General features: G+C 72.2%; 19 protein-coding genes, 1 pseudogene and 2 riboswitches. Of the genes and pseudogenes, 8 read left to right on the forward strand and 12 right to left on the reverse strand.

From position 1 onward, the window contains the following. Positions 1-12 precede the first annotated feature (12 nt). The 6 genes from ACFY1E_RS11435 to ACFY1E_RS11460 form a co-directional block, all read right to left on the reverse strand. Positions 13-1,401, reverse strand: a complete 1,389-nt coding sequence (locus ACFY1E_RS11435; protein ID WP_389074155.1) for an FAD-binding oxidoreductase — start codon at positions 1,399-1,401, stop codon at positions 13-15. A gap of 106 nt (positions 1,402-1,507) precedes the next feature. Further along, positions 1,508-4,108 carry a helix-turn-helix transcriptional regulator gene (locus tag ACFY1E_RS11440; protein WP_389074157.1) on the reverse strand — a complete coding sequence of 867 codons (2,601 nt, stop codon included), beginning with the start codon at positions 4,106-4,108 and terminating at the stop codon, positions 1,508-1,510. 69 nt (positions 4,109-4,177) lie between these two features. After that, a riboswitch (ZMP/ZTP riboswitch) is annotated at positions 4,178-4,262 on the forward strand. A 170-nt stretch (positions 4,263-4,432) separates the two neighbouring features. Then, a complete protein-coding gene (locus ACFY1E_RS11445; protein ID WP_389074160.1) occupies positions 4,433-5,161 on the reverse strand; it encodes a TIGR03943 family putative permease subunit in 729 nt (242 codons plus the stop codon). Next, positions 5,158-6,192 (reverse strand): permease, encoded by a 1,035-nt coding sequence (locus tag ACFY1E_RS11450; RefSeq protein ID WP_389074162.1) that lies wholly within the window; start codon positions 6,190-6,192, stop codon positions 5,158-5,160. The genes ACFY1E_RS11445 and ACFY1E_RS11450 overlap by 4 nt, the downstream gene beginning before the upstream one ends. A 206-nt stretch (positions 6,193-6,398) precedes the next feature. After that, positions 6,399-7,157, reverse strand: coding sequence for a hypothetical protein (locus ACFY1E_RS11455; protein ID WP_389074908.1), 759 nt, complete (start codon positions 7,155-7,157; stop codon positions 6,399-6,401). A 176-nt stretch (positions 7,158-7,333) separates the two neighbouring features. Then, complete coding sequence (locus ACFY1E_RS11460; protein WP_389074164.1) at positions 7,334-8,119, reverse strand: LysR family substrate-binding domain-containing protein; 786 nt, start codon at positions 8,117-8,119, stop codon at positions 7,334-7,336. A 58-nt stretch (positions 8,120-8,177) separates the two neighbouring features. Here ACFY1E_RS11460 and ACFY1E_RS11465 point away from each other — a divergent pair, with 58 nt between their 5' ends. The 4 genes and pseudogenes from ACFY1E_RS11465 to ACFY1E_RS11480 all read left to right on the forward strand — a co-directional run bounded on the left by ACFY1E_RS11465 (position 8,178) and on the right by ACFY1E_RS11480 (position 11,948). Then, on the forward strand, positions 8,178-8,582 hold the full coding sequence (locus ACFY1E_RS11465) for a DUF5997 family protein (RefSeq protein WP_389074167.1): 405 nt from the start codon (positions 8,178-8,180) through the stop codon (positions 8,580-8,582). Between the two features lie 191 nt (positions 8,583-8,773). Further along, a riboswitch (cyclic di-AMP (ydaO/yuaA leader) is annotated at positions 8,774-8,947 on the forward strand. A 56-nt stretch (positions 8,948-9,003) separates the two neighbouring features. Then, positions 9,004-10,401 carry an NlpC/P60 family protein gene (locus ACFY1E_RS11470; protein WP_389074169.1) on the forward strand — a complete coding sequence of 466 codons (1,398 nt, stop codon included), beginning with the start codon at positions 9,004-9,006 and terminating at the stop codon, positions 10,399-10,401. Between the two features lie 102 nt (positions 10,402-10,503). Next, a pseudogene (locus tag ACFY1E_RS11475) lies at positions 10,504-10,675 on the forward strand (enolase C-terminal domain-like protein); the annotation flags it as partial. A gap of 523 nt (positions 10,676-11,198) precedes the next feature. Then, positions 11,199-11,948: a response regulator transcription factor gene (locus ACFY1E_RS11480; RefSeq protein WP_389074911.1), complete on the forward strand. Its 750-nt coding sequence runs from the start codon at positions 11,199-11,201 to the stop codon at positions 11,946-11,948. A 15-nt stretch (positions 11,949-11,963) separates the two neighbouring features. On the opposite strand, the gene ACFY1E_RS11485 is transcribed toward ACFY1E_RS11480, so the two are convergent. Further along, the gene (locus ACFY1E_RS11485; protein WP_389074172.1) at positions 11,964-12,587 is read right to left on the reverse strand and encodes a DinB family protein; all 624 of its coding nucleotides are present in this window, start codon (positions 12,585-12,587) and stop codon (positions 11,964-11,966) included. A 141-nt stretch (positions 12,588-12,728) separates the two neighbouring features. Between ACFY1E_RS11485 and ACFY1E_RS11490 the strand changes: the two genes are divergently transcribed. Then, complete coding sequence (locus ACFY1E_RS11490; protein WP_389074174.1) at positions 12,729-13,160, forward strand: VOC family protein; 432 nt, start codon at positions 12,729-12,731, stop codon at positions 13,158-13,160. Positions 13,161-13,166: 6 nt separating this feature from the next. Here the strand turns inward: ACFY1E_RS11490 and ACFY1E_RS11495 are convergent, their stop codons facing one another. The 3 genes from ACFY1E_RS11495 to ACFY1E_RS11505 form a co-directional block, all read right to left on the reverse strand. Next, the gene (locus tag ACFY1E_RS11495; protein ID WP_389074176.1) at positions 13,167-14,720 is read right to left on the reverse strand and encodes an MFS transporter; all 1,554 of its coding nucleotides are present in this window, start codon (positions 14,718-14,720) and stop codon (positions 13,167-13,169) included. A gap of 136 nt (positions 14,721-14,856) precedes the next feature. Then, positions 14,857-15,786 (reverse strand): carbohydrate kinase family protein, encoded by a 930-nt coding sequence (locus tag ACFY1E_RS11500; RefSeq protein WP_389074179.1) that lies wholly within the window; start codon positions 15,784-15,786, stop codon positions 14,857-14,859. Further along, positions 15,783-16,469 carry a class II aldolase/adducin family protein gene (locus ACFY1E_RS11505; RefSeq protein ID WP_389074181.1) on the reverse strand — a complete coding sequence of 229 codons (687 nt, stop codon included), beginning with the start codon at positions 16,467-16,469 and terminating at the stop codon, positions 15,783-15,785. The genes ACFY1E_RS11500 and ACFY1E_RS11505 overlap by 4 nt, the downstream gene beginning before the upstream one ends. Positions 16,470-16,526: 57 nt before the next feature. On the opposite strand from ACFY1E_RS11505, the gene ACFY1E_RS11510 reads away from it, so the two are divergent. Continuing rightward, entirely contained in the window at positions 16,527-17,177 is a 651-nt protein-coding gene (locus ACFY1E_RS11510; protein ID WP_389074184.1) for a TetR/AcrR family transcriptional regulator, read from the forward strand. 113 nt (positions 17,178-17,290) lie between these two features. Here ACFY1E_RS11510 and ACFY1E_RS11515 read toward each other — a convergent pair whose 3' ends face one another. Together ACFY1E_RS11515 and ACFY1E_RS11520 are read right to left on the reverse strand one after the other, a co-directional pair. Next, complete coding sequence (locus ACFY1E_RS11515) at positions 17,291-18,820, reverse strand: aldehyde dehydrogenase family protein (RefSeq protein WP_389074186.1); 1,530 nt, start codon at positions 18,818-18,820, stop codon at positions 17,291-17,293. 77 nt (positions 18,821-18,897) lie between these two features. Next, positions 18,898-20,073: an NAD(P)/FAD-dependent oxidoreductase gene (locus tag ACFY1E_RS11520; protein WP_389074189.1), complete on the reverse strand. Its 1,176-nt coding sequence runs from the start codon at positions 20,071-20,073 to the stop codon at positions 18,898-18,900. A 124-nt stretch (positions 20,074-20,197) separates the two neighbouring features. On the opposite strand from ACFY1E_RS11520, the gene ACFY1E_RS11525 reads away from it, so the two are divergent. Together ACFY1E_RS11525 and ACFY1E_RS11530 are read left to right on the forward strand one after the other, a co-directional pair. Continuing rightward, a complete protein-coding gene (locus tag ACFY1E_RS11525; RefSeq protein WP_389074191.1) occupies positions 20,198-21,112 on the forward strand; it encodes a LysR family transcriptional regulator in 915 nt (304 codons plus the stop codon). A gap of 241 nt (positions 21,113-21,353) precedes the next feature. Beyond that, positions 21,354-22,214 (forward strand): ornithine cyclodeaminase family protein, encoded by an 861-nt coding sequence (locus ACFY1E_RS11530; protein ID WP_389074913.1) that lies wholly within the window; start codon positions 21,354-21,356, stop codon positions 22,212-22,214. Positions 22,215-22,266 lie beyond the last annotated feature (52 nt).

The raw sequence follows: 22,266 nt of genomic DNA on the forward strand, positions 1-22,266 counted from the left end.
TCCGGGCCTGGTTCAGCTGGGCCGGATGTTCTGGTTGAGGCGGAACACGTTGTCCGGGTCACGCTCGGCCTTGATACGGGCCAGACGGTCGTAGTTGCCGCGGTAACTGGCGCGGACGCGGTCCTGGCCCTCGTCCATCATCATGTTCACGTAGGCGCCGCCCGCCGAGTACGGGTGCAGGGCCTCGAAGTAGTCGACGGTCCAGCGCCTGACGAGGCCGGCGTTGGCGGCGTCGGGGTCGACTCCGGCGTAGACGGTGGACCACTGGGCGCCCCGGTAGGCCCAGGGGGTGTCGTCGGGGCCGACGTCGTGGGCGGCGCCGTCGATCGGGTACAGGTGCATGGTCGACTGGACCGTAGGCACCTCGGCACCGAACTTGGCGTGGAGTTCGACGGCCTCGTCGGGGATCTCGTTGACGAAGTCGGCGCGCCAGTACCACTGGTGGCCCTGCGGGTAGAGCCCGTCGAACATGGACTGCAGATCGGGGTGGGCCATCGGTCCCACGGCGTGCAGCATCGGCGTCGGCAGGGCGTCCAGCAGCGGGGCCATCTCGCGTGCGGCGGCCTCGGTGTCGTCGCCCGCGTAGCACCAGACGACGCCGGCCGTCTTGCGCAGGTGGAGGTCCTCGGGGAACGGCGGGGCGGGTGGGACGGTGCCGTACAGGAAGAAGGCGTTGAGGTCGCGTGGTGCGTTCGGGAGGAAGTCACGGTAGGCGCTGAGGACTTCCGGGCTGATCTCGACGGGCCAGAAGGTCGGGCCGCCGACGACGGTGCCGACCTCGTGCAGCCGGAACAGGAAGGAGGTGACGACGCCGAAGTTGCCGCCGCCCCCGCGGATCGCCCAGAACAGGTCGGTGTTCTCGTCGGCGCTCGCCCGCACCTGCCGGCCGTCGGCCAGGACGATGTCGGCGGCGAGGAGGTTGTCGATGGTCAGGCCGCACTTGCGGGTCAGATGGCCGAGTCCGCCGCCGAGCGTGAGCCCGCCGACGCCGGTGGTGGAGACGATGCCGCTGGGGGTGGCGAGGCCGTGCGGGTTGGTGGCGCGGTCCACCTCGCCCCAGACGCAGCCGCCGCCAACCCGAACGGTGCGGGCCACCGGGTCGACGTGGATGTCCTTCAGGGGTGACAGGTCGGCCACCACGCCGCCGTCGACGGTGCCCAGGCCGGCTCCGTGGTGGCCGCCGCCACGGACGGCGAGGGGCAGGTCGTGCGTGCGGGCGAAGCCGATCACGCGGGCCACGGCGTCCGCGTCGGCACAGCGTGCGACGAGTGCCGGGCGCCGGTCGATCATCGCGTTGTAGACGGCGCGGGCCCGTTCGTAGCCGGAGTCCTCGGGTCCGATCAACTCACCGGTGAAGTCGGCCAGTTCCCTGCGTGCCGCCTGGGCGGGTGTGCTGGACATACGGATATCCCCCATTTGTTCGGAGTCGGGTCGATCCGCACGTTCTACTCGGGTTGCGCCCGCCCGGGCATCCGTGGGCATCACCCAGCTCGGGCCCGCGGGGTACCTACGTTTCGCCCTCGGCGAGCAGTCCGAGCTCCGCGGCGCGGACCGCTGCGTGCCGGCGGGTGGGTGCGCCCAGTTTGTCGAGGACCGCGCGAACGTGGTTGTCGACGGTGCGGACGGAGACGACGAGCCGGGCGGCGATCTCGGAGTTGGTCAGGCCCTCGGCGAGCAGCCGGATGACCTGCAGCTGGCGTTCGGTGAGGCCGGCCGGGTTGCCGCGGGTGGCGGCGAGCGGGCCGCGCGGGATGCGGGGCACTCCGAGCCGGCGAAGTTCGGCGCGGACCAGCCGGGCCAGCGGCTCGGCACCCAGCGCGTCGAGCCGGGCGAGGGCGGTGAGCTTGTCGGCGGGCTCCGGGCTCTCGGCGAGCGCGGCGGCGTATTCGTAGGGGCAGCCCGCCGTGTGCCACAGGGCCGCGGCCCGCCGCCACTGCCCGCGTGCCTGCAGCGCATACGGGTGTCCCGAGTCGTCCGCCGGGACCGGGTGCCCGGCCTTGGTGAGCCAGTAGCCGAGTTCGGCGCTGTAGGGGACACCAGTCAGATGGCGGGCCTGGGCGTGCACCGGGGCGACGGCCTCGACGACGGCAGCGTGGTCGCCGCGCAGCCAGGCGGCCTCCGCGAGCGCGGCGGCGACCGGCCCGGTGCGCTGCAGCTCCCGGGTCCGTACGGCGATCTCCCGGGCCTCGGTGAGGAGTTCCTCGGCGCCGGTACGGCCGCAGCGGGTGCGCACCCGCGCCAGGACGGTCAGCGCCGGACAGCGGGCCGGCAGGAAGTCGTGGATGCCGAACTCCGCGTGCCGCTCCGCCTCGTCCCAGTCGGCGGCGGCGAGCCGGCGTATGGCCAGCTCGACATGGAGATAGGTGAGGAACCCGAGATGTTCGGCCCGGTCGGCCAGGTCCATGGCCGGGGACAGGAAACGGTCGGCCTCCGCGTACTGCAGGTGGTCGAGCAGGGTCCAGATGAGGTTGGCGTAGGCACGGCAGGCGTGCTCGACCTCCCCGGCGTCCAGGGCGACCTCGAGACTCTCCTCCAACTGCTGCCGCCCGCCCGGATCTCCACCACGCCAGCGGGCCGTGCCCATGTTGTTGAGGGCGTGCGAGAGGATCGCCGCGTCCTGGGTCTTCTGCGCGAGCACGATGGCCCGTTCGGCGTGTTCGACGGCCTCGGGATAGCGGTCGGACAGCATCCGCAGCTGCGCGATGTTGCTGACCGCAAGGGCCAGCAGCCGGTCGTCGCCCGCGTGTTCCAGTACGGCGACGGCCTCGCGGGCGGCCTCCTGCGCCTCGTCGGCGTCCCCGGCCCACCAGTGGATACGGGAGAGCCAGCGCAGGTCGGCGCCGAGGGCGAGGGTGTCGCCGAGCAAGCGGCGCAGGGCGACCGCCTCGCGCTGGGCGGTGACGGCGACGGCCGAGTCGGCGATGGTGTAGCTCTCCACGGCGTAGCGTTCGAGCAGGTCGGCGAGGTCGGGCGGAGGGTAGCGGTGCCGTTGCTGCAGGACGAGCCGCAGCTGGGCGGCGGCCTCGCGGTGCGCGCCGGCTCCGGCTGCGTCGCGGGCCGCGTCGGGCCCGTAGCGGGCGATGGCGTCCTCGTCGCCGGCCTGGGCGGCGTGGTGGACGATGCGGGCGGCGTCCGAGCCGGGCCGGGCCACGAGCGCCGCCAGGACGTTGCGGTTGAGGTCGATGCGCCGGGCGGTGGGCACGGAGTCGGCGACCGCCCGCCGGATCAACTCGTGCCGGAAGGCCACCCGTTCCGGCGCCACGGCCAGCAACCCGCGCTGCTCGGCCGCCGCAAGGACGGTCACCCCGCCGTTGAGCAGCGCGTCGACCAGCGTGCGTTCGACCGCCGAGGGGACGACGGCGAGCTGCTCCAGTGCGTCGACGGTGGCGGGTTCCAGTCCCCGCAGCCGGGCGAGCACGGCGTCGACGACGGTCGGGGGCACTCCCCCGGTGCCGCCGGAGGCGAGGACCTCGGTGACGAAGAAGGGGTTCCCGGACGTGACTTCGTAGACCTGAGCGGGGTCGAGGCGGCCGGCCGCGCTGAGTGTGCGGACGGCGTCGAGCGACAGTCTGGCCAGGGGAAGGCGGTGTACGCGGGGTGCGCGGGAGACCTGGCCGAGGAGGTGGCGCAGGGGGTGTCCGCGGCTCAGCTCGTCGTCGCGGTAGGTCAGGACGAGCAGGGCGGGCAGCCGCTCCATGCGCCGGACGAGGAAACGCAGGGCGTCCATGGATGCCTCGTCGGCCCAGTGCACGTCCTCGACGACGAGTACCGCAGGGTGCGGGGTCACGGCCAGCTCGCCGTGCAGGGCCTCGTAGACGCGGTGGCGGTCGCCGCCCTCGGTGACGGCGCGGGCGAGTTCGGCTCCGACGCTGCCGACGAGGTCGCGGAACGGCCCGAGGGGGCGCCGGGTGGCGAGGTCGTCACACTGTCCGACGAGCACCCGGGCCTGTGTGGGGAGCCGGTCCGGCATGGCTCTCACCAGGCTGGACTTGCCGATTCCGGCCTCGCCGAAGACGAGCACCACCGAACCGGCCCCGTCGGCCGCCTCCCGTGCGGCCGTGGCCAGCTGTGCCAGCTCGGGCTCACGCTCGAGGATCCCCCGGTCCACGCGGCCGATTCTGCCACCGGAGCGGGGCGGGATGACGGGTCCTACCGGTCGGATGTCGCCGGTGGAGTCAGCTCCGGCCGTGACGGGCGAGGGTGGACGACCACCGGGGAGCGGCCGTGGTTCGGCGTGAGCGTCGACCGCCTGGGCGCCTCCGTCGGTGATGTTCCCGCTGAGGAGGCCATGACGTGGATCTGCCGTACGGCACGAACCCGCAGCAGGCGGCGGATGCCACGCGTGCGTGACGCGAGCCGGTCTCTTGGCCGACCTGCGGCCGCTTCCTTGCTGCCGCCGTCGTCCACCCCGTCCGAGGAGCGGGATCCACCCTCACGAAGGTGTGAGCGGAAGGTCGTCCGTGTAGGCGTTGACCGGCGGGGAGATGCGCTCGGTGCGGTGGACGTCGAGGGCCGCCGTCGCGGACTTCGTGCCGAGCGTGCCCCTGGGGTGCCAGGTTCCGGTGACGGCCACCCAGGTGTTGGCCGGCAGTGGGGCGGCCCCGTACATGCGCACCTTGACCGACTGGGAGTCCGCCGCGCAGCAGGTGAAGATGATCCGGGTGAGGTACCAGCCGCCGCCCTGCCCGGCCGGGGTGACGAATCCGGTCATCCGGATGCTGCGGCCTCTGACGGCCTGCTCCCGGTCCTGCTGGACCCGGGCGGTGAAGTCGGTGAGGGTCATCGGCAGCGGGACGGTCGCGGGCAGTGGATCGAACCGCTGCGCCTTCGGCACGGCCTTGTTGCTCGCGTGCGAGGCGGTGTACGCGCCGAGGGCGGGCGGGGCGTAGAGGAGCAGGCTGAGCGCGGGCAGGAACAGCAGCCAGGCGATGCGGGGTGCGGTGGAGTGGTCGTGGCCGTGTGCGTGCGCGTCGGCTTCGGGGGCCGCGTGGTCCAGCGCTGCTGCCGCGAGGCCCAGCAGCAGGAGCAGCACCCCGGAGGCGATCAGCAGGGGCCGCAGGCCTTCCTTGACGTAGCGCAGACACAGGTCGCTGAACAGGGAGGCGTGCAGCAGGCCAAGGCCGGTCAGGACCAGCAGCAGGATCTGGGCGTGGCGCTTCACAGCAGTGCTCCTCCGATCAGGACCCCGGCGGCCACGGCCACCACCGTGGTCGCGGTCGAGAAGCGCAGGGCGAAGGACCGGCCGAAGGTGCCCGCCTGAAGGGCGATCAGCTTCAGGTCGACCATCGGGCCGACCACCATGAACACCAGTCGGGCGGTGGGCGAGAAGCCGGTGAGTGAGGCGGCGACGAACGCGTCGGCTTCCGAGCAGACGGCGAGGAGGACGGCGAGCGCGGCCAGGAAGAGCACAGACAGCCAGGGGGAACCGGAGAAGGTGTCGAGGACCGAGCGCGGCACGGCCACGTTGAAGGTGGCCGCGGCCATCGCGCCCAGCACCAGGAAGCCGCCGGCGTGCAGGAAGTCGTGCTGGAAGCCGAGGCGGAACTCCCGCAGGCGACTGTGTCCTGACCGGTGGCCGGTGTGGCGGACGGACGGCCGCAACCACTCCTCGCGCCCCAGCCAGAGCCACAGCCAGCCCATCGCGGCCGCGGTCACCAGGGAGGCCAGCAGTCGGGCGGCGACCATGGCGGGATTTCCCGGGAAGGCGACGGCTGTGGCGGTGAGCACGATCGGGTTGATCGCGGGCGCGGAGAGAAGGAAGGCGAAGGCCGCGGACGGGGTGACACCGCGGCGGATCAGGCTGTTCGCGACCGGCACCGAGGCGCACTCGCACCCCGGCAGGACGACCCCCGCCATGCCGGCCACCGGGACGGCGAGCGCGGGTCGGCGGGGCAGGATCCGGGTGAACAGATCGGCCGGTACGAACGCGTTGATCGCCCCCGACAGGACCGTGCCCAGCAGCAGGAAGGGCAGTGCCTGGACGGTGATGGCCAGACAGACGGTGCGCCAGGCCGCGACGGCGGGGCGGCTCAGCCATCCGACGCCGGTGAGCGAGAGGACCGCCACCGCGGCGACGGCGGTGAGGACGACGAGGGGCAGGGGCCGTCCGGTGACGCGGCGCCCCTGATGGCCGGCCGGCGCGACGAGCGCCACTTCTTCCACCACGCCAACCAGTTCATCCGTTTTATTCATATTTACTCCGGATGTCGGATTCGTGGCGAAGATAAGCCAGGACCACTCCCTTCACGGTGCACACACGCCGCCGCGGGCGGATGAATGAACGGGACCGGGAACATGCTTGACCTTGCGGGGGACCGTCCCGCGGTGGCCTGACGCGAGAGGGGCAGCGTCCGGGCGGACGCGGAGTTCCACCTGCGTCCGACGTGCGCCGACCGCGCTCAGCCGACCGCGACGTGATCGTCCGGACGCGGGCGCCCGGCGCCCGCCCCCGGCGACTCCGCCCGGCGTACCGGAAGGAGGGGCCAGGCGGGCGCCCGCCTGCGGCCGCGTTCGTGGAACAGGGCCAGGACGATCGCCGTGCCGACCGCTATCAGATGCTCGCGGCCGGCCAGATTGGGTACGGCGATCGACTCCCACACCATCGACCCGCCGGTGAGGGCGAACACGATCGGAGCACGCTGGACGATCGAGAGATAGGTGAAGAGGCCCACGACGGCGGCGGACGGTCCGGTGTCCAGCACCTGCCCGACCCCGCGCGGCAGCCCCAGCCCGCCCCAGCCGGGGCCGAGCGCGATCATCACCCGCACCATGAGGGTGCCGGCGAGGGTGGTCGCGTACGAGATGAAGAGCGTTCTGGCCCGGCCCAGGATCAGCTCTGCGAGGGCGAACGCGAGGAACAGGCTCGTGATCCCCGCCCACACGGGCAGATCCAGGGCCGGGACGTACAGTGACACCGGCGTCCGCAGCAGGGCCAGCCACAACGGCAGGTCGCCCTTGACACCGCCGAGCAGCCGCACCACCACCGCACCGGTCGGCCGCTGCGCCAGCGCATGGAAGAAGATGACGCCGAAGGCGGCCAGGAACGCCAGGAACAGTGCGGGCAGCCCGCGGCGTCTGAGTTGCCGCACCGGATCGACGACGATGCCCTGCCACTCGCCCCGCAGCGTGCGCACGACGAACGCCGCCACCCGCCACAGCGCACCGCGCGGCCGCCGGTACTCGCGGTCGGCCGGATCGCCCCACAGTCCGTGGGCTCGCAGCCGATCCGCGGCGCCGCCCGCGCACCGCACCCCCTTGCGCAGCAAAACTCCCCCGCCTCCCGTCCATCGCCCCACCGGATGGTCGGAACGGGGCGAGGCCACCCCGAGGGAGGCTAGGCCCGGCGGCGGGGCTTCCTTCGCTTGGCGCCCTTGGAGACGTCGGATCCGGCCCTCGGGTTGCGCCCCGCCGACTTCCCAGCCGTTTTTCCGGTCGTCTTCGCCGCGGCGGACTTGCGCCGGGCGCCGGTCGTATCGCCCGCCCTGCCCTTCGATTCCGGTGTCGCCGCCTTGCGGCCGCGGGAGCTGTTGACCGTGCGACCGCGGACGATTCCGATGAAATCCTCGACCAGGTCGGTGGTGGCCTCCTCGGGCCACGCCAGGGCGACGCTCGACTCGGGGCCGTCCACCAGCGGCCGGTACGTGAGGTCCTTGCGGTGGTACAGACGGGCCAGGGACTGGGGGACGACCAGGAGGCCGACGCCCGCCGCGACGAGTTCCACGGCGTCCTCGGTGGTGGCAGGGCGCTCGAAGGCGGGCTCACCCGGCGGCCGGTCCCAGTCGAAGACGTCGTCGAGGGGGTGGAAGAGGACCTCTTCCGCGAGGTCCGCCACGGTCACCTCGTCCGCCGCCGTGATCACATGGTCCTTGGGCACGACGACGACCGTCGTCTCGGTGTAGAGGGGGATCGCGCTGAAGAACGCACGGTCGACCGGCAGCCGTACGAGTCCCGCGTCGGCCCCGCCGGCGCGCAGCACGTCGGGTGCCTCGGCAGCCGGTACGGCGAGGAGGTTCAGCGGGATGTCGGGCAGGCGCTCGTTCCAGATCCGCACCCACTTGGCGGGCGTCGCTCCCGGGACGTACGCAAGCCGGAACGCCTGGGATTCTTCCGAGCCTGTCACCAGGCCAGGCTACCGGCCGTGGTCGGAGGGCTCGAACATGCTCGATACCCTGGACGGCATGAAGTCGCACCAGAGCACCCAGACGATGAAGCCCGCGACCGCGGCGAAGAAGCTGGGTGTGTACCTCGAGGCCACCCCCGCCGAGTTCCGGGGGGGTGTCGTCTCACGAGCCGAGCTCGACCAGCTCCAGGCCGAGCCGCCCGAGTGGCTGCGCGAGCTGCGCGCCAATGGCCCGCACCCGCGTCCGGTGGTCGCGGCGAAGCTGGGTGTCTCCATCGCGGGTCTCGCCCGCGGCGGGATCACCGAGGCGCTCACCACCGAGCAGATCGAGGCCCTGAAGCAGGAACAGCCCGAGTGGCTGCAGAAGGAGCGCGCCACTCAGGCGGAGGTCCGCAAGGAGACGGCGCGCATCAAGAAGCGCAACGCCGAGCGTGAGGCTCGCAGCGAGGGCCCGCGGGCCTGACGCGGCCCGTTCGCGACGGACGGTCGCCGTCCGGATCCACTGTGTGCACAACACACGGATCTGACGGTGCGTCACGACGAAGGTCACAAAAGCGTATCGGACATTCCGGCCTCCAACCTTCACACGAGCCGCACAAGTTGGCTAGCGTTGCTTCAGGCCGCACGAGTTCCTCCGGCGAACCCCGCCGGGACGCGCGGCCTCCGCCGAATCCGGTGCGCCCCCGTGGCAGCCGGAACCGGGGACCCAACCGAACGACGGGGTGAATCGGCCAACTGCCCGCCAGGGCAGGGGCCGTAGGGCATGCCTTCCGGAACCGACCGCCCGAACCCGACAGCTAACTCGGTAGGCGGAGTACGGAAGGAGTACGGCTCCCATGGCGCCGGATCGACCATCGCGCACCGGAGGTCTCGGCCTTCCCGGCATGCGCAACTCCGCTCTCGCGACCGCGGCCCTCACCTCGGTGGCCCTGTTCTCGCAGACCGCCGACGCCGCGCCGTCGACCGGTGACGAGGGCCCCAGCCGCGAAGCCGTCAGGCAGCGGGTGAGCAGCCTCTACGACCAGGCCGAGTCCGACACCGGCAACTACAACTTCACCCGGGCCCAGCTGCTGGGAGCGCGGCCGCCCGCCGCCCCGGCACGCGAGCGCGGCCGCTCGGATCCGGCACTCGACTCGGTGTCCCGGCGGTGGTTCGACGGAGCGCGTGCGTCCCTGGGCCCGACGGTTCCCGCTGTGCTGCCGGCCGACCGTATGCCGGCTCGCCAGGCCGAGCCCCGGCGCCCGGCGGACAGCCGCAGTACCGCCCCGGAGCCGGCGACGACCGCCCGGTCCGTGCCCGAGCTGCCCTCCGCGGAGTCCCGCCGTCCGGTCGCCGAGCTGACCGCCGGCCCCACGGCCGTGCTCCCCGCCGTCCCGCAGCCCCGCCAGGAGGCCGCCCCCGCGCTGCCGGCGGCGGCACCCGAGTCCAGGCAGACCTCCCTGCGCAGGTCCAAGGAGCAGAACCAGCGCAAGATCGCGGCGGCCAGCGAACTGCTGTACCGGTACACCGCCCGGCAGACCTCCGCACCACGCCCGGCTGTCGAGGCCGTGCCGGCCCAGCTGCCCTGGCAGGACCAGACGCAACAGACCCGCCCGGCGGCCGAGGAAGCGTGGCGGCAGCAGCCGACGGTCCTCGACACGGGCCTGCCGCCGGCCGGGGCACAGCTGATGCAGCCGTCCGTCCTCGACACCGGCGTACCCGCGGTGGAGCAGTGGCGCATGCAGCCTTCCGTGCTCGACACGGGTGCACCCGCGACGCAGGAGTGGCCTATGCAGCCTTCCGTGCTGGACACGGGCGTACCCGCCGTGGAGGAATGGCGCACCCAGCCGTCCGCGCTCGACACCCGCATACCCCAGGCCGGGGGTTGGACCGTGCAGCCGTCCGTCCTCGACACGGGTGTGCCCGCCGCCGTCACGCCCACCGCCACCAAGGCCGACAGGGCGATCGACTTCGCCCGTGCACAGATCGGCAGGCCGTGCCTGTGGGGTGCGGTCGGGCCGGAGTCGTACGACAACGCCGGGCTGACCCAGGCCGCCTGGCGGGCCGCCGGGGTCACCCTGCCCCGCACCACGTACGAGCAGGCGGGCGCCGGCACGGTGATTCCCCTGGCCGAGAGCCGCCCCGGAGACCTGATCTTCTTCAACGACAACTTCAGCCATGTCGGCATCTACACCGGCAACGGCCTGATGATTCACGCGCCCGGCCCGGGTGCTGTCATCCGCGAGGACCCGGTCCACTACGCAGGCGAAGCCGCGGTCCGTATCGCCGTACGCCCCGTGTGACACCAACCGCACGATGAGCAAGGAGGTGGCCGCCGACGGAAGTCGGCGGCCACCTCCTTGCTCGCCACAGGCGCTCCGCAGCGTCCGGTGATGCAGGCACGCGAGCAGGCCCGGTTGATGCAACAGCGGTACGGGTTCCGGTCGTTCCAGCTCAAGGAGGCGTCTTCCCGCCGGGGAGGGGATCGCGGCGATCAGGGCGCTGGCGGAGGCCTTTTCCGATCAGCCTTTGCGGCTGGACCCCAACACGGCCTGGACGGTGGAGACCTCGAAGTACGGTGTGCTGGCCGCCGCTCCCCTCCCAGGCGATCACACCCATGTGGGCGGCGAGTGGCGTGGAGCTGGATCACGACGCCCTCGACCGGCTGCACCGGCTGTACGTGGAGTCGGGGATGCGCAGCCGCGACGAGTGGACGGGGGCCGCCCCGCCGCGGGTGGCGTCATGGCTATGTGGGGTGGGGGGCGTCCCCCCCGGGCGGGGCGGGTGTGCGCGGGGGGGGGGCCGCCGGCCCCCCGCGCCGGCGGCCCCGCCACGGCGTGGGGTTCCCGGGCGTCCTCCCCAGGCCCTGTCGTCACTCTCCCGCCCTCCGGGCGGACGACGGGCCTTCCCGCCGGGACTCCCCCGCTGCGGCTGCCGTGGCGCCGGTGTGCTGGGGTAATGCGAGAACGTCGTTGTTGTTCGAGGCTGCTCGCATGCAGTCTGGAGCAGTGGACGGCGTCGCCGGTATGGGTACAACTGCGTACGCGGCGGACGAGCGGAGAAGAACGTGGCACAGGTGCCGGGCGGAGCCCACGAACGCATGCTGTCGGTGGCCGTCGCCGCCCTCAACGAGCGTGAGCCGGAGCGGTTGTGGCCGCTGCTGGCGTCCGCCCTGCCCGGTCTGTGCGGCGGCGAGACCCTGATCTACAAGCTCGACGACTGGAACGAGGCCCAGGGCACGGTCGGCATGCCCGCCGAGGTCGCCGTCGAGTTCGACGGGCTCGGGGAGGAGGACCTGGGCCTGTTGCGGGCGGGTTTCCCGTTCGCGGACCACTACGCGGGCGGGCCGGACCGGACTCCCCTCACGGCACGCGCGGCCGCAGGCGCCGCATGGTCCACGAGCCCGACCGCGCGGCTGATCGGCGACGTCATGGACGCGGACCACGTCCTGGCCGTACCCCTGCCCCAGACGACGACGCCGATCACCGGTTGCATGATCTACCGCTCCGGTACGGACTTCACCGAGGACCACATCCGGGTGGCCCGGCAGCTGCAGCCGCTGCTGGCGGCCGTCGAGCAGCAACGGCAGCTCCTGGAGCGATGGAAGCGGACGGCCGCCCCGGACTCCGCAGGCGAAACGGCCGCGGACTGTCCTCTCACCCCCCGGGAGATGACCGTCCTGCTCCTGCTCACGGACGCCCTGACCGCGGCCGCGATCGGCCGGCGGCTCGGCATCTCGGACCGCACGGTCCACAAGCACATCGAGAAGATCTACCGCAAACTCGGCACCCGCGACCGCATCAGCACGGTCCTGCGGGCCCAGCAGCTGGGGCTGATCCCCACGCCGTGAACCGTGGCGGCGCGGTCAGGGCCGGCGCGCGCGGTACAGGTCGCGCAGCAGGGCGATCTCGGCCCCGTGGTGCAGGACTTCCTGGTTGACCCACCACACGATGTCGACGAAGGGCTCTTCCGGGTCGCTGCCGTGCGGATACGTACAGTGGCCGACCTTGTCGAGCGCCGCGTCGCCGCTGCTCAGCAGCGCCTCCCGCCAGGCCGTGACACCGGCGTCGAAGGCGGCGACGGCCGCTGCCACGTTACCGCTGACGAGGTAGTCGTCCCGGGTGAGGCCGTGGGTGCCTGCCGTGTGGTCGGCGCGGAGGGTGAGCATCTCGCTGAGGTGGCTCAGCCGCCACGCGATGGTGGTGAAGGGCGGCGGCCAGGGGTGCGGACAGGACGCCGCGTCACGCCCCCAGTCTCCGTCCGCGGAACCGGCCAGCAGGGTGGCCCGCGGCCCGGGGCCGTCCACCCGTCGCCGCACCGACCAGCAGTCCGCCACCGGCTCCCAGAGGTACTCCTCATCGGTCATGGGCCCGACCTCGGTGTCCGAGCCGTCGCCGCTGTCCATCACCGGCCCGGTCAGCCGGGCGGCCAGACGCCCGCAGGCGAAGTCGAACTGCTCGAGCAACGGAGCCAGACGAGATACGGTCACCGACACTCCCATGGGGACTCGTGGACGCACGGCGCAGGCATGGACCGACCGGCTAGCCTGGCACGACCGGCGCACGCCCCGCCTCTCCTTTTCCGAGGCCGGGTGTTCCGGCGACGGGTTCCCGACGACAGGGAGTCGGCCATGAAGCCGAACCGTTCCATCCCCTCCTCGACCGTCATCCCCGTCCTGATCTACCCCGATGTACGTGCGGCGGTCGCCTGGCTCGGTGCGGCCTTCGGGTTCGTGGAACGGGTACGGATCGGCGAGGACCACCGCGCGCAACTCGGGTTCGGCGACGGCGCCGTGATCGTCGGGGACACCCGCAGGGACCGCCGTCCCCCGCGCCCCGGCGAGGTCACGCACTCCGTCATGGTGCGCGTCGAAGACGCCCGCGCGCACTGTGAGCAGGCCCGGGCACACGGCGCACGCATCGTGATGGAACCGACCGACTTCGAGTACGGGGAACGCCAGTACACGGCCGAGGACCTCGCGGGCCATCAGTGGACGTTCTCGGAGACCCTTGCGGACATCGCGCCGGAGGAGTGGGGCGGGCAGACGGTCTCGGCGGGCTGAGGAGCGTCAGCCCGGGCCGGGTCCCATCCCGCCCTTGAGTCGTTCCAGGTCGGAGGGGCGGACCTGGATGACGAACAGGGCGATCAGGGCGGCGACGACGGTGAAGATCGCCGCCATGATGAAGGCCGCCGAGATGCCGGACGTGAGCACGTGGTCGGACCAGGGGCTCGGGAGCTGACCGGTGTGCTTGAAGCGCAGGCGTTCGGCCGGGGTGGCCTGGGCCAGGAAGCGCGGGATCTGCTTGTGGGCCTCGTTGGTGCTGGCGGTGCCGAACATGGTGACCAGGATGGACAGGCCGAGTGAACCGCCCACCTGCTGGGTGGCGTTGAGGAGTCCGGAGGCCGCGCCGGTCTCCTCGACGGAGACGTTCGAGAGTGCCATGAGGGTGAGCGAGACGAACTCCATGCCCATGCCCAGGCTGAAGACGAGGATCGGGCCGAGAATGCTGCCCGCATAGGTGGAGTGGACGTCGGTCAGGGTCAGCCAGGCCAGACCGGCCGCCGCGAGGATCGCTCCCACCACCATGAACGGCTTGGGGCCGAAGGTGGGCAGGAACCGCGAGGCCAGCCCGGCACCGAAGGCGATGACCGCACTGACCGGAAGGAAGGCGAACCCGGTGGCCAGTGGGCTGAAGCCCAGCACGTTCTGCACGAAGAGCGTGAGGAAGAAGAACATGCCGAAGATCGCGGCGGCGAGGCTGAGCATGATGCCGTAGGTGCCGGCGCGGTTGCGGTCGGCGAACATGTGCAGCGGTGTGATCGGCTGGCTGGAGCGCCGCTCGATCAGGATGAAGGCCGTGAGGACGACGACGGCCGCACCGAACGAGGCCAGCGTGAGCGCGTCCCGCCAGCCGTCCTGCGCCGCTCTGATGAAGCCGTACACCAGCAGCACCATGCCCAGCGTGGACGTCAGCGCGCCGGCGAGGTCGAAGTGGCCCGGGTGGCGTTCGGACTCCTTGATCCAGCGTGGCGTGGCGAGGGTGATGAGCACCGCGATGGGGACGTTCACGAAGAGCACCCAGCGCCAGTTCAGCCACTCGACGATGACCCCGCCCGCGAGCAGCCCGATGGCACCGCCGCCCGCCGAGACCCCGGCGAACACCCCGAAAGCCCGGTTGCGTTCCGGACCCTCGCGGAAGGTCGTGCTGATCAGGGCGAGGGCCGTCGGTGACGCGATGGCGCCGCCGACACCCTGCAGTGCGCGTGCGGCGAGGAGCTGGCCGGAGTTCTGGGCGAGCCCGCCCAGCAGGGAGGCCAGCGCGAACAGCAGCACCCCGAAGACGAACATGCGCCGCCTGCCGAGGATGTCCCCGGTGCGGCCGCCGAGCAGCAGCAGGCCGCCGAAGGTCAGGGTGTATGCGTTGACCACCCAGGACAGGCTGGTGGTGGAGAAGTCCAGCGCGGTCTGGATGTGCGGCAGCGCGATGTTCACGATGGTGATGTCCAGGACCACCATCAGCTGGCAGGACGCGATGACCAGCAGCGCCATGCCGTGTCCGCCGCCGCCCGGTTCGCGGGTGGCGGCCTGTGATGCGGAGGTCGGCTGCGGACTGCTGCTCATGGCGTGTCGCACTCGGCATCAGTGAACGGTTCCGTCCACTGCGGCGTCTACCGTTCGACCGTACGCCCCCGTCGTGACCGTCACCACTTGATTGACCCGGTGACGGTTTACACCGTTTCAGCCGGGGTCTAGCGGCTCACGAACGGGTTTTGCGGGTCATGGCGAACTCGTCGGCCTCCGGCAGGTCGAACTCCCCGTGGTCGCTGCCCAGCCCCTGCGCCACCAGTGCTGCCGCGGCGCTGCCCAGCACGGCGGCCTCGCGCGGGGTGCGGCCGAGGCCGATGCCGCGTATGAAGCCTGCCGAGAAGGCGTCACCGCAGCCGGTGGTGTCGACGACGTCGACCTCGAAGGCGGGTACGGTCTCGGTGCCGTCCGCGGTCACCAGGAGCGCGCCGTCGCCGCCGCGGGTGACGGCGACGAGACCGGCCCCGGCGGCCAGGAGCTTCTTCGCGCCGGTCACCAGGTCCTGCTCCTCGCTGAAGCCGAGGACCTGGTCGTCATTGGGGAGCAGGTGGTCGACGTGCGGGAGCAGCGGTTCGATCTGGTCGAAGGTGCCCAGCTCGCCGGGGGCGAGGAGGTCCACCGAGGTGACCACGTCGTGCTCCTTGGCGTACGCCAGGATGCGCGCGGCGACGTCGGCGCCGATCAGCTCGGGGCCGCCCAGGTGGAGGTGGGTCGCCTCGGCCACGGCGTCCCAGGGCACGTCGTCGAGGCCGTAGGTGATGTTGGCGCCGAGGAGATGGAGTGAGGGGCGGTCGCCGTTGGGGCGGATGGGCAGGACGCTCGCCGAGGTCGAGGTGTCGGTGCGGCGGACGAGCAGCCCGGTGTCGATGCCTGCCCTGTCGAGGAGTTGGACGAGCAGGTCGCCGGTCGGGTCGCTGCCGATCGCGCCGGCGGTGCGTACCGAGGCGCCCAGCTTGGCGAGCGTGAGGGCGGTGCCGCCGGCGGTCCCGGCGGCGGTCATCCGGATGTCGTCGACGAGGGTCGCGCCCTGGCCCTCGGGTATCTCCTCCACCGGCCGTACCAGTACGTCCAGCACGTGCACGCCCATCGTGACGACCTTCATCGCTCTTCCTCCTGCGCGGGTGGTACGGGGTGGGTGGTGCCGTAGTTGCGGGCGATGGCGGCCTCGATGACCGCTAGTTGCTGCTGTTCGTCGAGGACGCGCGGTGATCCGAGCGCGGCCGCGTGCTGGTAGACACCGCAGGCCCACTCCAGCAGCAGGGCGTGCTCGACCGCCTTGTCCAGGGTCGGCGCGTGAGTGACTGCGCCGTGGTTGGCCATCAGGGCGGCGCTGCGGCCCTCCAGCGCGGCGAGCACCGACCTGGCGAGTTCGGGGGTGCCGAAGGTGGCGTACGGCGCGACACGGACCGTGCCGCCGAGAGCGAGCAACTGGTAGTGGATGCAGGGCAGTTCGTCGAGGACCAGGGAGAGAGCGGTGGCCATCGGGGCGTGGGTGTGGACGACCGCGCCGGTGCCGTAGCGACGGTAGACGCCGAGGTGCAGGTCGAGCTCCGAGGTCGGCTCCAGGGTTCCGGCCATGATCTTGCCGTCCAGGTCGACCACCGTCACCTGGTCCGCGGTGAGTTCGGCGAGCACCGCCCCGGTCGCGGTGATCGCGACCTGCTCCTCCACCCGCACGCTCACGTTCCCGGCCGTACCGATGAGCAGGCCCTCGGCCCCCAGCCGGCGGCAGGCGTCCGCCACGGCGGCCCGCTCCCGCCCGAGCGCCGCGCTTGAGTCGGTCATGTGCGGGACCGTAACCTAAACATGAAACAATGTCACGTTCAGGTTCGGAGGTTGTTCGTGGGCGAGCCGACCGCGGAGGTCAGCGGGGCCGCTCCCCTGCGCCGTACCCCCCAACAGGCGCGCAGCAAGGCGCGGTTGGCACGGGTCCTGGAGGCCGCCGAGCGCATCCTCATCGGTGAGGGAGTCGAGGCGCTGACCACCACCCGGGTCGCCGCAGCAGCGAAGGTGTCGGTCGGCTCGCTGTATCAGTACCTGCCCGACCGCGACGCGATCATCGACGCCCTGGCGGCCGGTTACTTCGCGAAACTCGAGGCCGCCATGGACGGCCTCGTACAGGCCGCGGCGGCGGAGCGCTGGGAAGACCCGGTGGGCGTGCTGATCGACGCGTTCGCCGGGATCTACCGCACGGAGCACGGCTTCCGGGCCCTGTGGTTCGGCAGCGGCCTGACCGAGCGGACCCGCGCCGCGGACCGCGCGCACAAGTGGCGTATGGCCGACGGAATCCGCCGTGTCCTGCTCGCGCTCGACCTGGCCCACGACCACGAGACCCTCGCCCGCACCTGCCAGGCCGCGGTCCTCGCGGCCGACGCGCTGGCACAGGAGGCGTTCCGGCAAAACGCCGAGGGGGACGCGGAACTCCTCGACGAGGCCAAGGTCATGCTGCGCGGCTATCTGGCGGACGTCACCGCGCGCCCTCGACCCCGCTGACCGCGCAGGGCTGTGCCCGCCAACCGGCCCCGCCGACAGGCTCGTTGCTGATCCGAGGGCAGGGCAGTGACGGTCGTACAGTCTGAGGATGCTCGCCCAGCGCGGGTGATCCCCTAGAGGAAGCTGACGTTCTGGGCCAGGGCGAGTCGGCCGGAGTAGTTGATGGTGTTGGTGGCCGGGCGCATGTACGCGCGCCAGGCGTCGGAGCCCGACTCGCGGCCGCCGCCCGTCTCCTTCTCCCCGCCGAAGGCGCCGCCGATCTCGGCGCCGGAGGTACCGATGTTGACGTTGGCGATGCCGCAGTCGGAGCCCTCGGCGGAGAGGAAGAGCTCTGCTTCCTGCTGGTCGCGGGTGAAGATGCTGGAGGACAGGCCCTGCGGGACGTCGTTGTGCAGGGCGATGGCCTCTTCCAGCGTGTCGTAGGTCAGGACGTAGAGGATCGGCGCGAAAGTCTCCTCCCGTACGACGTCCGTCTGTTCGTCGACGCGGACGATGACCGGTTCGACGTAGGCGGCCCGCGGCGCGGCTTCGGCCAGGCGGCGCTCACCGCCGGCCAGGATCTTGCCGCCCTGGGCCTGGGCGCGGGTGACGGCGTCCTGCATGCCGTCGAGGGCCTTGGTGGAGATGAGCGGTCCGACGAGGGTGCTCTCGTCGAAGGGGTCCCCGATGGGAAGCCTGGCGTAGGCGGCCGTGAGCCGTGCGACGAGTGTGTCGGCGATGTCGCGGTGCACGATCAGGCGGCGCAGCGTCGTACAGCGTTGCCCCGCGGTGCCGGCCGCGGCGAAGACGATGCCCTGCACGGCGAGGTCGAGGTCGGCCGAGGGAGCGACGATCGCCGCGTTGTTGCCGCCGAGCTCCAGCAGGCTGCGGCCGAAGCGGGCCGCGACGCGGGGGCCGACCTCGCGGCCCATGCGGGTGGAGCCGGTGGCGCTGACGAGGGCGACGCGCGGGTCGTCGACGAGTCGTTCGCCGACGGTGCGGTCGCCGAGCAGGAGCCGGTGCACGTCCCGGGGCGCGCCGGTGTCCTCGGCGGCCTGGGCGAGCAGCCGGTCGCAGGCGAGGGAGATCAGCGGGGTCAGCTCGGACGGCTTCCAGATCACCGTGTCGCCGCAGGCCAGGGCCACGGCGGTGTTCCAGGACCACACGGCGGCCGGGAAGTTGAACGCGGAGATCACGCCGACGACGCCCAGCGGGTGCCAGGTCTCGGCCAGGCGGTGGCCGGGGCGCTCGGAGGCGATCGTGCGGCCGTAGAGCTGGCGGGAGAGGCCGACGGCGAAGTCGCAGATGTCGATCATCTCCTGGACCTCGCCGAGCGCCTCGGAGCGGATCTTGCCCGCTTCGATGGTGATGAGGTCCGCCAGGTCGCTCTTGTGGTCGCGCAGCAACTCGCCCAGTCGGCGCACCAGTTCACCGCGGCGCGGGGCCGGGGTGGTGCGCCAGGTGAGGAAGGCCTGCCGGGTGGCCTCGATGGCCTCCTCGGTGTCGGCGGCGCCGGCAGCCGTGAGGCCGAAGAGGTCCTCGCCGGTGATCGGCGTACGGGCCTGGAAGTCGGCGCCTTCGGGGGCGGTGACGCCGATGCGCTCCAGGCTCGTACGGGCGCGGGTGCGCAGGTCCTCGGTGCTGGGCAGGGTCGTGCTCGTCATGGCGCTTCCTTCGGGTTCGGCAGGCGGGTAAGGGCGGTCAGCGCGATCAGGGGCGCACCGCACGGGATTCGGCAGGTTCACACCACGTGGGCTTCGGGGCGGATCTCGGCGCCCGAACGGAAGCGGTCGGCGCTGAGCGGGGAGATGTCGACGAAGGGTGCGCGGTCGAGGTGGAGGTCGCGCAGGATCTCGCCGACGGCCGGGGCCTGCAGGAAGCCATGGCCCGAAAACCCCGTGGCGTAGAGGAAGTTGACGAGTTCGCCGGAGCGGCCGATGAGGGCGTTGTGGTCGGGGGTGACCTCGTAGAGGCCGGCCCAGCCGCCGACGGTCCTCATGTCGGCCAGTTCGGGGGCCCGCCTGCGTACGGCGTCCCGGAACAGTTCGAGCCACTCCGGGGTCCAGGTGGTGTCGAAGCCGTCGGGCTGGCGGGGGTCGGCGAGGCCGAACAGCAGGCCGTCGTCGCTGTTGTGGAAGTAGGCCGACGAGGCGAAGTCGATGGTGAAGGGGATGCGGGGCGCCGGGGGCACGAGCGGTTCGGTGAAGGCGAGTTGGCGGCGCACCGGCCGGACCGGCAGGTCGATGCCGACCATGTTGCCGATCAGGCCCGACCAGGCGCCCGCCGTACAGATCACGGTGTTGCAGTCGATGCTGCCGTGGTCGGTGCGGACGGCGGTGACGCGGTCCCCCGCGGTGTCGATGCCGGTCACGGTGGTGCGGGTGGCGAAGGTGGCGCCGGCACGGGCGGCGGCGTCGGCGTATCCCCTCACGACCAGTACGGGGCGGGCATGGCCGTCGGCGGGCGAGTGGGCGGCGGCCACGAGTCCGTCGGTGCTGACGTAGGGGCAGAGGCGGCGGGCCTCGTCCGGGGTGATCATGCGGGTGGGGACGCCGAGGGCGTTCTGGGTCCTGACGCCGGCCTCGAAGTCCGCGACCTGCCGGTCCGTGGTCAGCAGGAAGAGGTAGCCGACGGTGTCCAGGCGGATGTCGGCGCCGGGGCGCTGCGGGAAGTCCGCGTACGCACGCAGGCTCCGGCTGCCCAGCTCGATGTTGAGCGGGTCGGAGAACTGGGCGCGTACGCCGCCGATCGGTTTGCCCGAGCTGCCGCACGCCAGGTCGCCGCGCTCGACGACGACGATGTCGGTCACCCCCGCCTCGGCGAGGTGGAACGCGGCACTGGCGCCCATCACGCCACCGCCGATGATCACGACGTCCGCGGACGGCGGAACGGAGCGGAAGGCGGATGTGGAGGACAAGGGGCCGTCCCTTCCGGAGGCCGCGCCGGGCCGGGGGCATCGGGCTTTCTGGCCGTCATCGTGACGCATCCCGACCATTGACGTCCATGAACAGTTACTGCGCCTGATCTATTAGTGTTCCTATATGGACTGGACGAGCTCCCAGCTGCGTTCGCTCGTGGAGCTGACCAGGCGCGGAACCATCACCGCGGTGGCCCGGGCACTGGGGTACACGCCCGGCGGGGTCTCGCAGCAGATCGCCGCGCTGGAGAAGGCCACCGGCATGGAGCTGCTGCAGCGGGTGGGGCGGCGGGTGGAGCTGACCGACGCCGGGATGACGCTGGCCCGGCATGCCGAGCGGATCCTGTCCACGGAGGCCGAGGCGGTCGAGGCGCTGGAGCGCAGCCGCGGCGAGGTCTCCGGGGTGCTGGTGGTGGGGCTGTTCGCCACGGCCGCCGCCGAGATCCTGCCGCCGGCGCTGCAGCGGGTGCGCGAGGCGCATCCCGGGCTCGCCGTGCACAGCCGCGACATGGACGTGGACGAGGTGTACGACGCCGTCGCCTCCGGTGCGGTGGACCTGGCGCTCGGCCTGGACTACCCCGACGTGCCCATCCCCCGCGATCCGGCGCTGCGGGTGATGCAGCTGGACCGGGAGCGGTTCTCCCTTGCGGTGCCGACCGGGTGGCTGGAGGGCCGCAAGGAGGTCGCCCTGGCCGAGACGCAGAACCTGGGGTGGATCCTGCCCTCTCCCGACAGCTACTACGGCCGCGCCGTGCGCACCGTCTGCCGGCGGGCCGGCATCGAACCCGACGTCCAGCACGAGGTGACCGACACGGCGGCCACGCTGGCGCTGGTCGAGGCGGGCATCGGGATCAGCACGGTGACGGAGCTGATGCTCAGGCTGCGCGCCTCCCGCTTCGACGTGGTGCGGCTGCGCGAGAGGGTCGAGCGGCACATCGTCGTGGTGTTCCGCTCCGCCGCCGAACACCGGCCGACGGTGGCCGCACTGGTCGACGTGCTGCGGGCGGTGGCCGGAACGCGGCGCGATGCGACGACGTAGTACCGGCACTCGCTTGCCCTGCGTCATGAAAAACCGGGCGGTTTCCGCTACCCGGCCATGCGGTTCGGGCGCCGAACGCCGGGCAGTGTCGGCCAGGCGGGGTGCCGCGGCCGTCGGTCGGATGATCTTCTGGCCCTTGTGGTCACCGCTGTCCGGCCCACATCGTGGGAGGAACCGGTCGTGGATGACCGGTGAGCAAGGAGGGTTTCCAGCTGTGATCGTTCTGGAGGGTGCGCCGCCCATGGAGGCGGCCATCGGGGCGCTGCGTGCGAGCCTGCTCGGAGGGCTCGATCCGGAGGCCGGCCCGGCGCGTTCGGCCGTCCCGGTGCCCCGCGGTGAGCTGCTGCTCATGCCCGCGCACTGGGGCTCGTACGCCGGAGTCAAGGTGGTGACCGTGGCACCGGACAACCCGGCGCGGGAACTGCCGCGGATCCAGGGCAACTACCTGCTCCTGGACGGCGAGACCCTCACCCCGCTGGCCCTGCTGGACGGCATCGCGCTCACCAACGTACGTACCGCCGCGGTGTCCGCCGTCGCCGCCGACGCGCTCGCCGAGCCGGACGCGAGCCGACTGGTGCTGTTCGGGACGGGGCCGCAGGCACGGTCGCATGTCGAGGCCCTGCGGTGCGTCCGGCCGATCCGGGAGGTCGTGGTCGTCGGCCGCGACGCCGAGCGCACCCGCGCGTTCGCCGATGACATCAAGGCGCGGGTCGGCAGTGCGGACGACGTGGCGGACGCGGACGTCGTGGCCTGCTGCACCACCGCGCGCACACCGCTGTTCGACGGCTCGCTGCTGCCGCCCCACGCGACCGTGGTGGCCGTCGGATCGCACGAGCCGGACGCCCGGGAGGTCGACGAGACGACTGTCGGGCGTTCGACGGTGGTGGTGGAGGCGGTCTCGGCGGCGCTGCGTGAGGCGGGCGACATCGTGCTGGCCGTGCAGTCAGGGGCACTCGATCCCGGCACGCTGGTCGGCCTCGCCGATCTGGTTCGAGGCACGGCCCAACTCCCTTCCGACCGACCGCGGTTGTTCAAGAGCGTGGGCATGGCCTGGCAGGACCTGGTGGTCGCCGCGGCCCACTTCGACGCGGGGCGGGCATGACGGCGACGGTCCGGTGACCTGGCCCCGAAGGCCTGCTGCGAGGCCGCGGGTG

Source organism: Streptomyces sp. NPDC001604 (assembly GCF_042893475.1).
Lineage (GTDB): Bacteria > Actinomycetota > Actinomycetes > Streptomycetales > Streptomycetaceae > Streptomyces.

Coding starts and splice junctions, on each gene's coding strand:
- ACFY1E_RS11480 (WP_389074911.1), top strand. CDS start 11,199: ATGCTGTCGGTGGCCGTCGCCGCCCTCAACGAGCGTGAGCCGGAGCGG.
- ACFY1E_RS11505 (WP_389074181.1), bottom strand. CDS start 16,469: ATGACCGACTCAAGCGCGGCGCTCGGGCGGGAGCGGGCCGCCGTGGCG.
- ACFY1E_RS11490 (WP_389074174.1), top strand. CDS start 12,729: ATGAAGCCGAACCGTTCCATCCCCTCCTCGACCGTCATCCCCGTCCTG.
- ACFY1E_RS11525 (WP_389074191.1), top strand. CDS start 20,198: ATGGACTGGACGAGCTCCCAGCTGCGTTCGCTCGTGGAGCTGACCAGG.
- ACFY1E_RS11450 (WP_389074162.1), bottom strand. CDS start 6,192: ATGAATAAAACGGATGAACTGGTTGGCGTGGTGGAAGAAGTGGCGCTC.
- ACFY1E_RS11465 (WP_389074167.1), top strand. CDS start 8,178: ATGAAGTCGCACCAGAGCACCCAGACGATGAAGCCCGCGACCGCGGCG.
- ACFY1E_RS11530 (WP_389074913.1), top strand. CDS start 21,354: ATGGAGGCGGCCATCGGGGCGCTGCGTGCGAGCCTGCTCGGAGGGCTC.
- ACFY1E_RS11495 (WP_389074176.1), bottom strand. CDS start 14,720: ATGAGCAGCAGTCCGCAGCCGACCTCCGCATCACAGGCCGCCACCCGC.
- ACFY1E_RS11435 (WP_389074155.1), bottom strand. CDS start 1,401: ATGTCCAGCACACCCGCCCAGGCGGCACGCAGGGAACTGGCCGACTTC.
- ACFY1E_RS11515 (WP_389074186.1), bottom strand. CDS start 18,820: ATGACGAGCACGACCCTGCCCAGCACCGAGGACCTGCGCACCCGCGCC.
- ACFY1E_RS11470 (WP_389074169.1), top strand. CDS start 9,004: ATGCGCAACTCCGCTCTCGCGACCGCGGCCCTCACCTCGGTGGCCCTG.
- ACFY1E_RS11500 (WP_389074179.1), bottom strand. CDS start 15,786: ATGAAGGTCGTCACGATGGGCGTGCACGTGCTGGACGTACTGGTACGG.